The 15,079-nt window shown below is 36.8% G+C and carries 12 protein-coding genes; 9 read left to right on the plus strand and 3 right to left on the minus strand.

Features of this window, described 5'->3' with window-relative positions; genetic code table 11:
* Nucleotides 1-210: 210 nt before the first annotated feature.
* The 5 genes from JOC86_RS14105 (at nucleotide 211) to wrbA (ending at nucleotide 6,522) form a co-directional block, all read left to right on the plus strand.
* Nucleotides 211-1,446, plus strand: coding sequence for a sensor histidine kinase (locus JOC86_RS14105; RefSeq protein WP_205173573.1), 1,236 nt, complete (start codon nucleotides 211-213; stop codon nucleotides 1,444-1,446).
* A 383-nt stretch (nucleotides 1,447-1,829) separates the two neighbouring features.
* Nucleotides 1,830-4,091, plus strand: a complete 2,262-nt coding sequence (gene helD / locus JOC86_RS14110; protein ID WP_205173574.1) for an RNA polymerase recycling motor HelD — start codon at nucleotides 1,830-1,832, stop codon at nucleotides 4,089-4,091.
* Nucleotides 4,092-4,174: 83 nt separating this feature from the next.
* Nucleotides 4,175-5,005, plus strand: coding sequence for an aldo/keto reductase (locus JOC86_RS14115; RefSeq protein WP_205173575.1), 831 nt, complete (start codon nucleotides 4,175-4,177; stop codon nucleotides 5,003-5,005).
* A gap of 361 nt (nucleotides 5,006-5,366) precedes the next feature.
* Nucleotides 5,367-5,768, plus strand: a complete 402-nt coding sequence (locus JOC86_RS14120) for a DoxX family protein (protein ID WP_205174220.1) — start codon at nucleotides 5,367-5,369, stop codon at nucleotides 5,766-5,768.
* Nucleotides 5,769-5,910: 142 nt separating this feature from the next.
* Complete coding sequence (gene wrbA / locus JOC86_RS14125) at nucleotides 5,911-6,522, plus strand: NAD(P)H:quinone oxidoreductase (protein ID WP_205173576.1); 612 nt, start codon at nucleotides 5,911-5,913, stop codon at nucleotides 6,520-6,522.
* Between the two features lie 223 nt (nucleotides 6,523-6,745).
* Here the strand turns inward: wrbA and JOC86_RS14130 are convergent, their stop codons facing one another.
* Nucleotides 6,746-7,645, minus strand: a complete 900-nt coding sequence (locus JOC86_RS14130; protein ID WP_205173577.1) for an RluA family pseudouridine synthase — start codon at nucleotides 7,643-7,645, stop codon at nucleotides 6,746-6,748.
* Between the two features lie 173 nt (nucleotides 7,646-7,818).
* Here JOC86_RS14130 and JOC86_RS14135 point away from each other — a divergent pair, with 173 nt between their 5' ends.
* A complete protein-coding gene (locus tag JOC86_RS14135) occupies nucleotides 7,819-8,214 on the plus strand; it encodes a YhcU family protein (RefSeq protein ID WP_205173578.1) in 396 nt (131 codons plus the stop codon).
* A 52-nt stretch (nucleotides 8,215-8,266) separates the two neighbouring features.
* Here the strand turns inward: JOC86_RS14135 and JOC86_RS14140 are convergent, their stop codons facing one another.
* On the minus strand, nucleotides 8,267-8,737 hold the full coding sequence (locus JOC86_RS14140) for a thioredoxin family protein (protein ID WP_205173579.1): 471 nt from the start codon (nucleotides 8,735-8,737) through the stop codon (nucleotides 8,267-8,269).
* Entirely contained in the window at nucleotides 8,734-9,162 is a 429-nt protein-coding gene (locus tag JOC86_RS14145; protein ID WP_205173580.1) for a disulfide oxidoreductase, read from the minus strand. Before JOC86_RS14145 ends, JOC86_RS14140 begins: the two co-directional genes overlap by 4 nt.
* Nucleotides 9,163-9,297: 135 nt before the next feature.
* Here JOC86_RS14145 and JOC86_RS14150 point away from each other — a divergent pair, with 135 nt between their 5' ends.
* The 3 genes from JOC86_RS14150 to JOC86_RS14160 all read left to right on the plus strand — a co-directional run bounded on the left by JOC86_RS14150 (nucleotide 9,298) and on the right by JOC86_RS14160 (nucleotide 14,955).
* A complete protein-coding gene (locus JOC86_RS14150; RefSeq protein ID WP_275583406.1) occupies nucleotides 9,298-10,986 on the plus strand; it encodes a glycoside hydrolase family 13 protein in 1,689 nt (562 codons plus the stop codon).
* Nucleotides 10,987-11,422: 436 nt separating this feature from the next.
* The gene (locus tag JOC86_RS14155) at nucleotides 11,423-12,964 is read left to right on the plus strand and encodes a bifunctional GNAT family N-acetyltransferase/carbon-nitrogen hydrolase family protein (RefSeq protein ID WP_205173581.1); all 1,542 of its coding nucleotides are present in this window, start codon (nucleotides 11,423-11,425) and stop codon (nucleotides 12,962-12,964) included.
* Nucleotides 12,965-13,212: 248 nt separating this feature from the next.
* Nucleotides 13,213-14,955: a phospho-sugar mutase gene (locus tag JOC86_RS14160; protein ID WP_205173582.1), complete on the plus strand. Its 1,743-nt coding sequence runs from the start codon at nucleotides 13,213-13,215 to the stop codon at nucleotides 14,953-14,955.
* Nucleotides 14,956-15,079: the final 124 nt, after the last annotated feature.

Here is a 15,079-nt window from a genome sequence, read left to right on the forward strand (position 1 = left end):
AAAACAGCGATTTAAAGCTAGGATGAATAGGCTAAGAGACACCAATTTATTAATGGAGGAAAACACTGATATCGTATGTGGTAGAATGGATTACCAAATTCTACAGGATTAGTCCTTTATTGGTTTTTTTATCATTAAAACCAGAAGGACATTAAACTCAACTTTGTGTTAAGATTTGGATAAAAGAACAAAAAGAGAAGGGGAAAAACAATGATTATCTTTAATCAGGATGCGATCAATAATCTATTCTATATTATTTTAAGTATATTTTTAGTGTTTTTCCTTATTGAAAAGAAATTTATTAGAGAGAAATATAATCGGCTTCTTATGACGCTTTCCTCTAGTATGGCTATCATATTGTGTATGCTTTCTCCAATTTATAAAAATGATTACTGTGTTCATGATCTTAGGATGATTCCATTTGTATTAGGAATTTTATATGGAGGACCTGTTTCTGGAGTAGCTTTGCTAGTCGTGCTTCTAGGATTTAGAATGTATCTATACGGATGGAGTTTAGTGGCATTTACAATTCATATCACGGTCTTCCTTATTACCGTTTTTTGTGTAAAAGTATTTAAACGAATGTCGAGTAGAGGAAGAATCTTCTTTTCATTTGGACTTTTCCTTGTTCATACCATTATTTCCCCAATTATTGCCGAATGGATTGCTTATTTTCCTACAGATATGAAATATGCGATCAATTTTGTTCTCGTTCCTTCAATCGGAATGCTGGTTATCACATATATCGTGGAGATTTTAATAAAACAAATCAATATGAATTATGCGATGATGAAGGTTGAAAAGATGGAAGTAGTTAGTCAGCTGGCAGCTAGTATTTCCCACGAGGTAAGAAACCCATTAACGGTCGTTAAAGGGTTTCTTCAAATGCTTTCAAGTAAGGACCTAACGGTTGATAAGAAAGATCAATATATTCAAATTGCCAATGCAGAACTTAGTCGAGCAGAAAATATCATTAGTGATTATCTCACATTTGCAAAACCGACTCCCGAAAATATTGTCGAGGTAAAAGTGGACGAGGAGCTGTTGAAAATGTTGGATATTATCGAACCATTAGCAAAACAGCATTCGATTAACGTTCATCATCAGCTTCAACCTGCTATCGTTTATGGAAATACCTCAAATTTTCAGCAAGCATTATTGAATATTTTAAAAAACGCAATAGAGGCGATGCCAAATGGGGGAGAACTCGTGATTTCCACGAAATTAGAAAAGGATCAAGTAACGATTTGTATACAAGATTCAGGAAGTGGAATGAGGAAAGAGCAGATCTCCAGATTAGGCGAACCATATTTTTCAACGAAAGAAAAAGGTACAGGCTTAGGATTAATGGTTACCTTTAGAATCATAGAAGTAATGAGAGGAAAAATCGAGGTAAAGAGTATTGTAAACAAGGGATCGACTTTTACCATTTGTTTGCCTAAATAAACGAAAGTCCTGGAAGACGAGGCACTCGCATTTGCGCAGTATCCTGAATCCTGCAGGGCTTTTTTTATTTTGTTTGTTTTCTAAAAATGGGCAATGAGCAGAGGAGGCTCATTGGCCGCCCCGCAGCATCCTTACACTCCAACTAACTCTTTTTCAAATAACAACAATGTTTATGATAACAACCTTTATTTTACTATTTTAGCAATTTATTTGATTTTACACCTCAGGAATATTGAAATGTAGATATTTTTCTGATAATATATATTTCTGCTCCCAAACGTCTACATAATTCTGTCAGATTTCCCAGTGTCTAATATCTAGCATTACTTAAACTTTTCAATGTTCTAAACTAGCGGCTGAACAAAAATGGAAAGGGGAAACAAATGACGAATGAAACTCAACTACACCCTGATTACTCAAGTGAAAAAGATCGATTAGAATTTACGAAACGTTACATCGACGTTGTCATTCAAACATCCCAAAGTAGTAAAGAGAAATTTAAAGAGAATATGGAAAAAGCATTCGGTGATGTCGACTGGCTCGAATCAAGTGCCGCCTATATCGATATTTTAACCAATGCCAGCTTTTTTGAGATGTCAAAAGAAGAATTAGAGGCTTTAACAAAGGTGAAAAAGAAGCCCTATTTTGCCCGGATTGATTATAGTCAAAAGGGGTCTAACAAAGAGGAAAAGCATTATATCGGTAAAACCTCCCTCTATCAAAGGGAGAATCAAGAGCAAATCATTGTTGACTGGCGGTCACCAATTGCAAACCTTTATTACGAAGGTCGAATTGGGAATGTCAGCTATGAGGTAGAAGATGAACAGTTTGAAGGACACCTCTCTTTAAAGAGGCAGTACATGATTGAAGATGGTGAGCTTGAAGAGATTCGGGATATTGATCTCACGACAACCGACGAACTTCTTCAAGAATCTCTAGCTAAAAGCTCAAGCAATCGTTTAACCGAAATTATCTCCACGATTCAAGAGGAACAAAATCGCATCATACGTGCGGATTTAAACAAGTCAATCATTGTTCAAGGGGCAGCAGGAAGTGGGAAAACGACGATTGCTCTTCACCGGATTTCCTATTTTATCTATAATTATAAGCAGCATTTTGACCCGAGAGAACTAATGATTCTTGCTCCAAGTAGTCTTTTTATCGATTATATTTCAGAGGCACTTCCTGAATTAGGAGTTGAAAAAGTAAGACAAACGACCTTTAGTGAATACGTAATGACGTGCCTGGAGAAGCAGCTAAAGCTTACAGATGATAAGAAACTCATCGAACTCATTGAAGAGAACGAAAAGAAAACAATAGAAACTTCCTGGATTTCAGGATTTAAAGGTTCAAAAACCTTTAGAAAAATACTTGATACGTATATTGAAGAAATTGAAAAGCGCTTCTACGCCAAAACGGACTTCTATGTAGATAAGTATCGGTTATATTCAGCAAAAAAATATACCCATCTATTAAGAGAAGAATATACCTACTTACCCATTTACCGCCGAGTAGAAAAGCTAAAGGGATTGCTTCAAAGCTATGTTAGATCCAATAAGAAAGAAATGGTCAAGAAAGTGGAACTCTTTTACGACGACAAAATCGAAAAAGCCCTCTACCAAAGAAAACATGCAGCCAATCGTAAAGAGTACATCTCAAAAGCTCTTGATAAAAAAGCTAAAAGACTTGAAGATATAAAAAAAGCGATACGGACAAGTGTCACTAGTTATATGAAACAATTTGAAAAAAAGAATCTTTATACCTATTATGAAGAATTATTTCAAGACCCAGAAAGACTAGTAGCTTATTCAAATGGCGCGCTATCTTTAAATAAATCCCAGCAGCTCTGCGATTATACTTTGAAGATCGTAAAGAAAAGAAAATATGAAATGGAAGACCTAGCACCACTCCTCTATCTTCAAACCTATCTATATGGGATTGATAAATTCTATAAAGCAAAAAATGTAGTGATTGATGAAGCACAGGATTACAGCTATCTCCAGCTTTATGCTTTAAAGAGAGCTTTAGAAACTGATATGTTTACTTTAGTAGGAGACCTTGCCCAGGGTATTCACTCCTACAGAGGTTTACAATCATGGGAGCCTGTATATCAAGACATTTTTCCAAGAGCTACTTACACAGAATTACAAAAAAGCTATCGAACGACTATTGAAATAATGAATGAAGCAAATAAATTATTGAGTAAGCTTCCTTACACATTTCCGAAAGTTAATCCAGTGGTTCGTCATGGGGAAGCACCGAAATCTATAACCTACAAAACCCACAAGGATCTGTCACTTCTTATTGAGCAGATGGTTCAGAGCGGCCGTGAAGAAGGATTTCAAACCTTTGCAGTGATCGGTAAGAGCATGGTGGATTGTGTCACAATTGCTAAAGCATTGGAGGAAGCCCTACCAGATAAAGTGAAGCTGCTGGAGGAACAGGAAACGATTCCAAAAGATCGAATTGTTGTTGTTCCATCCTATTTATCAAAAGGACTGGAATTCGATGTGGTTATGATTACAGCCGTTAACGAAAGATTCCATGAAGAAAATGAGCTGGATGTAAAGCTTCAATATGTAGCGATGACAAGACCCCTGCATCGTTTATATTTTTTAAGCAGGGAAGCCAATCAGTTCATATAATCTAGTAAAAGTTTGCGGACGAAACACATTGTTCGCAATTTCTTTTTTTCCTTTGTAAAATAAAGTGAAGGAGGGATTCATTCATGTTAAAAAGCTTACAAAGTACAAAACGCCTACATAATGGTATTGAAATTCCCTATGTCGGGTTAGGTGTTTTCAAAATGACAGACCCACAGGAAACAGTACAAGCAGTTCAAACAGCAATCGAAAGCGGTTATCGTTCAGTTGACACGGCAGCAATCTATAAAAATGAAGAGAGTGTTGGCGAAGGGGTTAGAAACACAAAGGTAAATAGGGAAGACCTATTTATTACTTCGAAGGTTTGGAATAGCGACCAAGGTTATGACTCAACATTAAAAGCTTTTGATGAATCTTTAAAAAAATTAGACATGAGTTACTTAGACCTCTATTTAATTCACTGGCCAGTTGAAGGCAAATATAAAGAAACATGGAAGGCACTTGAAAGACTTCACAACGAAGGTGTAGTAAAATCGATTGGAGTAAGTAATTTTCATCAGCATCATTTGGAAGAGCTTTTAAAAGATAGTAACGAAAAGCCAGTTATAAACCAAGTGGAACTACATCCTCGCTTAAGTCAAGAGCCATTAAGAGCTTTTTGTAAGGAGAATGACATTGCAGTTGAAGCTTGGTCACCAATTGCACAAGGTAAGATTTTGGATGAACCAACCGTAAACCATATTGCAGGGAAGCATGAAAAATCACCTGCACAGATTATTCTTCGCTGGCATTTACAAAACGATGTAGTTATTATACCTAAATCTGTCCATAAGGACCGTATTATAGAAAATGCAGATTTATTTAATTTTGAACTTTCAATGGAAGAAATGAATCAAATTAGTGGATTGAATTTGGATGAGAGGTTTGGACCAGATCCTGATAATTTTGATTTTTAATAACGATAAAGCGGCTGTCCAATAAAGGTTCAGCACCACTTTGATTGTCCAAATATAGAGGATGCCTTGAGGGTTTTTCTTCAATATGGAAGCTGTGGTCCCTTATACCTTGGTTTGGAACAGCCCTTTGTTTCTTTTTCAGGGATATTATAAAAATGATGTTGACAGGAGATGTGGTTCTATAATACAATTATCTCGAATTAAAAATAATTCCCTTTGAGATAAATTCGAAAAGCACTTATCTTATTTTTTTCAACAATATCTCAATTTCGAGATTTGTTAATTAATAATAAATGAAATTGAAATGTTTAATTAACCTCTTAAAGGGAAAGGAAACTGGGAGGAAAACATAATGACAGCTATGGCATCTTTAGGATTGCTTATCATTCGTGTGGTAGTTGGACTAACCTTTGCAGCACACGGAACACAAAAATTATTTGGTTGGTTCGGAGGACATGGCCTCCAAGGAACTGGAGGATTCTTTGAGTCTATCGGTATTAAGCCAGGTAGAACAATGGCTCTGATGGCAGGGATGTCAGAATTAGTCGCTGGATTATTATTAGCCTTAGGTCTTTTAACACCGATAGCCGCATTGTTATTTGTTGTTACCATGCTTGTAGCAATGGTAAAAGTTCACTTTCCTAACGGATACTGGGCTACTTCAAATGGGTATGAATATAATTTACTTCTCATTGTTGTCGCAGTGGGGATCGCACTGATTGGTGCAGGATCATACTCATTAGATTCTATATTATTTAGTTAAATTGAGTAAGACTAGAAGTTTAAAGTTAAACTATTAATCAGGTGAATCAGCCATTCATGTTCTAATCTTTAATTTGCCTGAATAATCAAATTGTGTGTCACCCATTACTATATAAATATTTTATCAAAGGAGAGATTTTTCAATGTCAAATGTAAAATTAGCCGTAATCTACTATAGTTCAACTGGAACGAACTACAAGCTTGCACAGTGGGCCGAAGAGGCAGCAAAGGAAGCAGGGGCTGAAGTCAAGTTAGTAAGAGTAGAAGAACTTGCACCTAAAGCAGCGATTGCATCTAATCCTGCATGGGAAAAGCATATGGAAGAAACAAAAGATGTACCAACCGTAACGTTAGGTGACTTAGAGTGGGCAGATGCCTATCTATTCAGTATTCCAACTCGTTTTGGGAATGTTCCAGCACAAATGAAGCAGTTCCTTGATACAACTGGAGGGCTTTGGTTTAATGGGAAGCTTGCGAATAAGGTAGTAAGTGCAATGAGTTCAGCAAGCAATGCTCATGGGGGACAAGAACAAACAGTCCTCGCATTATATACTACTATGATGCACTGGGGTGCCATTATTGCTGCACCTGGTTACACTGACCAATCCGCATTCACTAGTGGCGGAAACCCATACGGAACAAGTGTGACAGTTGATCAAGAAGGAAACATGGTTGAAGACGTTGAAGCAGCAGTAAAGCATCAAGCGAAACGGACAGTTCAAGTTGCAGAAGCAGTTAAAAACGGATTGCAATAATATCAAAAGGATGGCCATTGGTCATCCTTTTTTTAATGAATAATAGGAATGTAATCGGAAAAAGGTATTTGAGACATAAGCGGAGCCAACCTAAGAAGGGAAAAAGGCACCCGCTCAAGATAGCTCTACTTATGATTGTCAAATGCCCAAAAGAGCGTCAGAAAGGTGTTGCCACAGGCGTAACGAAATTAGCCATTCTTCCTTTTCTCAAGGCGGCTCCTCTTCAATTATTAAAAATGGGAGTCTTGTCTAAAAAACCTGCTTCACAACAGATTTTTTCTTCTGTAAGTGGATGTGGAAATACAATCCTTCTAGCATGTAGGGCTTGTCTCGGAAAAATTGATTTTCCACCATATAATGCATCCCCTGCTAATGGGTGTCCAATAGCGCTCATATGGACCCTGATTTGGTGCGTTCGACCCGTGTCAAGGTGAATTTCTACAAGAGTAAGTTTTCTAATTAAGTCAGCATTTATTACACGAAAATGTGTAATCGCTGTCTGTCCTGAAGGTGAAATCCTTCTCCTTGTATTATGATGGCGATCTCGTCCGATGCTTTTATCAATAACTCCACTTTTCTTCTCGACAATTCCATGGACAAGGGCTAGATAGGTCCTTTTGACTTTCCGTTCTGCCAGAAGACGATCTAAAATGGATTTGCTTAATGCATGCTTCGCAAAAATCACTGCTCCTGTTGTATCTTGATCGAGACGATGAATATGTTGAGCTCTACATCTTTCTCCGTTTGATTGTAAGTGGAATGCGACTCCGTTCGCTAACGTGTTCGTTTCTCCTGGAGAATTGGGATGAGTGTTCATATTGAAAGGTTTATTTACGACAAGTAAATGGGAATCTTCATATAGAACTTCAATGGAATGATCGACAGGGGTGACATCATTATTGCTTTCATACAAACCATGAAATCGCAGGATATCTCCTGGAGTCAGTTCTTTTTTCCATGATTCATGAATACCATTTACCGTGATGCCTTTCTCCATGCGAATGGAGTGTACGAGCTTTTTGGGAGCTTTCCATTTTGTGCGAAGAAGTCCTTCAATTGTTACATTCTCCCATTTTTCTGGAATATGTAGTGCAAAGGTTGTTGCAATTTCGTTCTTATCCATCTCTTCACCTCCTTTTTCGTCAATATCAGACAAATACCTAATTCAATTGGACTATAATTTTGTGAAACCTTTTTGTCCATGGCTATAATTACCACTCTTAAAGGACTATGAATATGTTATTCTGTATGTATCTGTTACAAGAAGATTACAACCGTTACAAAGGTGGGTTCCTCATGAAAGTATTAATTGCTTCCACACATGAGCAGGAAGAAAAAATCCAAGAGTTGATCAACTACATGTATTGTACCGTTTTTCCATACTATTTCACAGATGAAGAAATACACTATTATAACGACCTAAAAGTATTACATACTACAACTAGACACTTTGAATACTTTGGGACGTTAAAAGAAGCTTTTCAAGTTATTACAAGCCTTCAAACATTAATCAGTATTCTTGAATGTCATGATCGGAAACAAGAATATGATGAAATGTTCGATCATAATGTTCAAATACTACAGGAATTCGGATTGTTTTTTCCCTTTTCGTTAGATCAATTTCTCCAACCATCAAATGGTCAAGAGACGATTAGTATTTATGGAAAAGCAACGAATGAATTACTTGTATAGTATAAGTTTAAAAGGATAGAAAAGGCTGATCGCATTGATCAGCCTTTTTGTTTTATTCTTTTACATTTTCCGTAAACCAATTCTCCCAAGTTTCTTTCGGTTGTGAACCCGTGATTCTCGCAGCTTCTTTTCCATTTTCAAAATGGATAACAGTAGGTGTTGCTTCAATACGATAATTGTCCCAGCCTTGCTTAAATTCTAATAGATTAAATTGAACAAGATCAATCCCTAAATCCTCTGTAAGTGGTGAAACGACAGGCGTTGTATCTCTACAGTGTGGGCATGTTGGGCTATAAAAATAAACAGTAACATCCTCTTCATCCTCTAATTTTGATTTCAGCTCATCTGGAAGAATAAGATTTTGATAAAGTGGGTCATCCAGTTGGTCGATTGTAGCAGGATCTAAACTCTCTTTTTTATATGGATTTCCTTCAGCTTTTTCAGACTGCTGCATTTTGGTTACAACGGCAATTGCAGCAAAAATACCTATAATAACAATAAGAAAAATAATAACTTTTTTCATGATTTATCCTCCTTAGATGTTTTTAAAATGATGAAGCTAGTGATAAAAATAATCATAAAGGCAAGTAATGCTAAAAACGGGATGGTTACAAATCCCATCCAATTGATATACTCTCCAGTACATGGAACTCGTCCACATGCAGGGGCTTGATCGGCAAACAAGCTAACCTTTTGAATGGAATAATGATAAATGGAAATGAGTCCGCCAATTCCAGATAAAATTAGAGAGTAAATCGCTATGTTTGCATCCTTCCTTGCTGCTGCCACTCCTAACAGGATCGCCATGGGATACATTAATATTCGTTGATACCAGCATAGCACACAAGGTTCATAGAGCTTGATTTCGGAAAAATATAAACTTCCGAGCGTCGCAATAAGTGCAGTGGCCCATGAAAGAAATAGATAATTTTCTATTTTTTTGTCCATAAATAATTCCTTTCTCTATGTATTTAATAAAATTATAGTATGTTATGATTATAAAAGTAAAATACATATGATTTAACCTATAAATCGCACATTTTTTTGACTTATAATGCAAACGTTTGCATCAGGGGAGGAGTAATGAAATTGAATCAACAATGGTGGAAAAAATCTGTCGTCTATCAAATTTACCCACGCAGCTTTATGGATTCTAATGGTGATGGGATTGGGGATATCCAAGGGATTATTTCTAAATTAGATTATTTAAAAGAACTTGGTGTAGATGTGGTATGGCTATCTCCGGTATACCGATCTCCAAATGATGATAACGGATATGATATCAGTGATTACCAAGCAATCATGGATGAGTTTGGCACAATGGAAGATTGGGAAGAGATGTTAGCTGAGATGCACAAAAGAGGAATCAAGTTGGTTATGGATCTCGTTGTCAATCATACGTCAGATGAACATCACTGGTTTATTGAATCGAAAAAATCTAAAGAGAATCGTTATCGAGATTATTATATTTGGAGAAAAGGGAAACAAGGTATGGAACCGAATAACTGGGAGTCTGCCTTCAGCGGTTCTGCTTGGCAATATGATGAAGGGACAGATGAGTACTTTCTTCACTTATTTTCGAAAAAACAGCCGGATTTAAATTGGGAAAATGAAACACTACGGGAAGAAATATATAAGATGATGACTTTCTGGTTAGACAAAGGGATTGATGGTTTCAGAATGGATGTTGTGAACTTTATTTCAAAAGTTCCAGACCTACCGGATGCCCCAAATCCTGAAGGGAAAACGTATGTATCTGGAGGGGACTATTATATGAATGGTCCTCGCATACACGAGTATCTTCATGAGATGAATCGGGAAGTTCTTTCAAAGTACGATATTTTAACTGTCGGGGAAATGCCAGGGGTTACCCCTGCTGAAGCTAGTTTATACACGAATTCAGATAGAGAAGAATTAAATATGGTTTTCCAATTTGAACATATGGATGTGGATTCAGGCTCAGGTGGTAAGTGGAACGTCATCCCATTTGACCTTGTGAAGCTTAAAGCCATTTTAACAAAATGGCAACAAGAGTTATTTAATAAAGGATGGAATAGTCTATATTGGAATAACCATGATCAGCCAAGAATCGTTTCTCGTGTTGGTGATGATGGTGAATACAGAGTGAAATCAGCGAAAATGCTTGGTACACTTCTTCATATGATGCAAGGTACACCCTACATTTATCAAGGGGAAGAATTAGGAATGACAAATGTGAAGTTTGAATCCATTGTAGAGTACCGTGATATTGAAACGTTAAATATGTATAAGGAAAAAGTAGAAGAAGGCTGGAATATAAACGAAATTATGAATTCCATCTATGTTAAAGGACGAGATAACGCTCGAACTCCAATGCAATGGAATAATGAAAAGAATGCTGGGTTTACCAATGGAACACCTTGGATCAATGTTAATCCAAATTATAACGAAGTGAACGCAGATCAGGCAATTCAAGATCCTAACTCGGTCTTCCATTATTATAAAAAGCTTATTTCATTGAGAAAAGAGAAAAATATTATTACAGAAGGTTCTTTTCACTTGCTTTTGGAAAATGACCCATTCGTATATGCCTATACTCGTTCTTATGAAAATGAGCGATTATTAGTCGTATGTAATGTATCAGGTGAAAAGCAGAAATTCGATTTACCAAAGGAAATGGATCTTTCTCATCCATCTATTATGATTAGTAATGATGCGAGAAACATTGATGAAATTGGTCATTTATTATGGTTAACTCCTTGGGAAGCAGTAGTTTTTCAGTACTTTGTATAAGTCTAGTCGAGAGATTTGTCCTAAAGGGTTCCGCTTAAAGGTTTCTTTTTCAAACTTTGACCTAATCGCCCACCAGGATTTCTATGAAAGCCCTTTTGCCCTTTCTTTAAAGAAGTTACGTCTTTCATTGACTCTATGAAGGACGTTTCTTTCATTTTTTAAAAGGATTACGTCCTTCATAAGCTCCATGAAAGCCCTTTTTCCCATTGTTTAAAGGGAAATGTCCTTCATAATACCTCTCACTTCTGACCTCAAGCACACAAATCGTTTCAAGAACTTTGCTTTTGTTCTAGAAGGCACAAAAAATTATGCGAAACAGAATGGTAAAAGTCTTATCGCCGTGCCGAAAAATGAAAAAATTCGTCGGAAATCTAGGTTTTGTATATAATAATTAGGGAATACAATCAGGGTATGTGATAAAAGGAGTGTAACAAGTATGGGAGAAAAATTAGACCTTACCCAGTTTGAGAAAAAAATGATCATTCGCTCGATGAGGCATGATGATATAGATAAAATTATTGAGCTTCAGTCATTTTGTTTTCCTGAAATGGAGCCTTGGAAAGTGGATCATTTAGAAAGCCACTTATCAATATTTAAGGAAGGTCAGCTTGTCGCTGAACTTGATGGTGAAATTATTGGTTCATGTTCAAGTCTTATCATAAACTTCGATGAATATGATGACCGGCACACATGGGATGATGTAACCGATAACGGCTATATTACGAACCATAACCCAGATGGATATAATTTGTATGGAATCGAAGTAATGGTTCATCCTGAATATCGTAGAATGAAGGTTGGACATCGACTTTATGAAGCAAGAAAGGATTTAGCACGTCAGCTGAATTTAAAGAGTATCATTATTGGAGGGAGAATCCCTAATTACCATAAGTATTCAGGTGAAATGTCACCAAGGGAATATGTAGATGCCGTCAGTATGCATAAAATTTATGACCCAGTGCTTTCATTCCAGCTTATGAATAGCTTTACCTTAATGCGAATCAATCCGAACTATTTACCTGATGATAAGAAATCACAGAAATATGCTACCCTCATGGAATGGAATAATGTAGATTATCGTCCGTCTAGTAAACGACATTTCAAGACGAGCTATCCTGTTCGAATTTGTGTTGTTCAATATATGATGCGCAAAATAAACTCATTTGAAGAGTTCGCCAACCAAGTTGAGTATTTTACGGACGTTGCATCTGATGCGAAATCAGACTTTGTCGTGTTTCCTGAAATTTTCACCTCACAATTAATGTCGTTTTTAAATATAAAATCACCATCGTTAGCTGTTAGGAAGCTGACAGATTTTACTGAGGAATACATTGAATTATTTACAGATTTAGCCGTCAGGTACAATGTCAATATAATAGGTGGCTCACATTTTGTAAAAGAAGAAGATGATGAAATTTATAATATTGCTTATCTATTCCGTCGTGATGGAACCATTGAAAAGCAGTATAAAATACACATAACACCCAATGAACGTAAATGGTGGGGAATTAGCCCTGGAGACAGGGTGAAAGTATTTGATACAGATTGTGGAAAAATTGCAATTCAGATTTGTTATGACATAGAATTCCCAGAGCTTGCGAGAATTGCAACAGATAAAGGGGCAAAAATCATCTTCACCCCATTCTGTACAGAAGATCGCCAAGGGTATCTTCGTGTTCGTTACTGTTCTCAAGCACGTGCAGTGGAGAATCAAATCTATACTGTCATTTCTGGAACTGTCGGAAACCTTCCGCAAACGGAAAATATGGATATTCAATATGCACAATCAGCAATATTTGCTCCATCAGATTTTGAATTTGCAAGAGATGGAATTGTAGGTGAAACAAATCCTAATATTGAGATGGTTATGATCGGTGATGTTGACTTAGAGGTATTAAGACGCCAACGCCAGTCTGGTACGGTTCGTCAATTAAAAGACCGTCGGCATGATATTTATGGCATAAACCATAAGGAATAGACAAGAAATGGGCTGACTCGTATTGATGAGTCAGCCCTTTGTTTCATAAACGAAGTTATTTTTATGGATTGGAAGATTGATGCACACAAATTTACAACAACAATTTAAGATGGTAGCTAGTTTTATGAGGTTTTGTGATAATATGGAAGTGAAAAAGTTGTCAAAAAAACTCGGATTCTTTTCAGAGGAAATTGTCATCTTAGGCCGAATTACATAAAATGAATAGACATCATTAGGAGGGAATCAGTTTGAATTGGAAATTAACATTTGAAAAATGGAATCAATTTGAAGGCTTAGATGCCGAATTGAAAGAGTCACTAATCAATATTCAAGGCGATGAAAAATCTCTTGAAGACGCTTTTTACAAAAACCTAGAGTTTGGTACAGGTGGAATGCGTGGAGAAATCGGAGTAGGAACAAACCGAATGAATATTTATACTATAAGGAAAGCTTCAGAAGGTTTAGCCCGTTACATAGAATCTCAAGGAGAGGATGCGAAGAATCGTGGGGTCGTGATTGCCTACGACTCCCGACATAAATCCCCTGAATTTGCCATGGAATCGGCGAAAACATTAGCGACCCATGGCATTCAAACATATGTATTTGATGAATTAAAGCCAACACCTGAACTATCATTTGCTGTAAGAACTTTACGAGCATTCTCAGGAATCGTCGTCACGGCAAGCCATAACCCTCCTGAATACAATGGTTATAAGGTGTACGGTGGGGACGGAGCACAATTGATTCCAGAAGTGGCTGATAAAGTGATCGAAAAAGTGAATGAAGTTGAAAATGAGCTCGAAATAGAAGTCCGCTCTGAAAAAGAATTAAAAGATAAAGGTCTTATTAAGATGATTGGTGATGAAATGGATCAATCCTATTTAGAACATCTTTTAATGATTTCAGAAAAACCGCAAATCGCAAAAGAAGTGGATTTAAAAGTGGTATTCTCTCCTCTTCACGGAACAGCTTTGAAAATGGTGAATAAAGGATTATCTGCACTGGGCTATGACCACGTTTATACTGTTAAGGAACAAGCGATTCCGGACCCTGAATTTTTAACGGTTAAGTCGCCAAACCCTGAAGATAAAGCTGCATTTGAATTAGCTATAAGAGAAGGGGAAAAGCATGACGCTGATATCCTTATTGCGACCGATCCAGATGCCGATCGTTTGGGGGTAGCCGTTCGAATCGATAAAGGAGAATATAAGCTGTTAACAGGGAATCAGACCGGCGCTATTCTTTTAGATTATATCCTTGCTCGTAAACAAGAAAAAGATTCACTCCCTAAAAATGGCCGTGTGTTTAAAACCATTGTCACATCAGAATTAGGCCGAAAAGTAGCAGAATCATATGGAGCTTCTGTTGAAGATGTTCTAACAGGGTTTAAATTTATTGGAGAGAAAATTAGAAATTATGAACAATCTGGAGAATACCAATTTCTTTTCGGTTACGAGGAAAGCTATGGTTACCTCATTGGTGATTTTGCCCGTGATAAAGATGCTGTACAAGCTGTATTAATTGCCACAGAAGCAGCAGCTTATTACAAGAAGCATGGAAAAACATTAAATGATACTCTACACGATCTATATAAGCGTTTTGGGTATTATGAAGAAGGGTTGAAATCTCTTACCCTAAAAGGAAAAGCTGGGGCAGAGCAAATCAAAGCTATATTGAGTGACTTCCGAAAGAACCCGATTAAAGAAGTGGCGGGAATTGAAGTGATAGCCCAGGAGGATTATCAATCAAGTAAACGCTTGGAAAACCTTGAGGAAAGCGATCTTCTACTGCCAAAATCGAATGTGTTAAAATATTTCCTGGAGGATGGTTCATGGATTTGTTTACGACCATCAGGAACGGAGCCTAAAGTGAAATTTTATTTCAGTGTAATTGGAGAATCTGCAGAAGATAGCCACGAAAAGCTAGAGAAACTTCAAGAATCCATTATGCTGAAAGTGGAAACCATGATCAACACACTGGTAGGGAAGTAAGGTGACGGAATTCCTACAAAGCTAATAATGTGGGACGAAATGTGGAAGCCAGAAAATTTATCTTAAAGTGATGCTTATGGCTCTTACTAGTCCCCTCTTTTTTACAATTTAATACTAGTATCAG

Source organism: Rossellomorea pakistanensis, from assembly GCF_016908495.1.
Classification (GTDB): Bacteria; Bacillota; Bacilli; order Bacillales; family Bacillaceae_B; genus Rossellomorea; species Rossellomorea pakistanensis.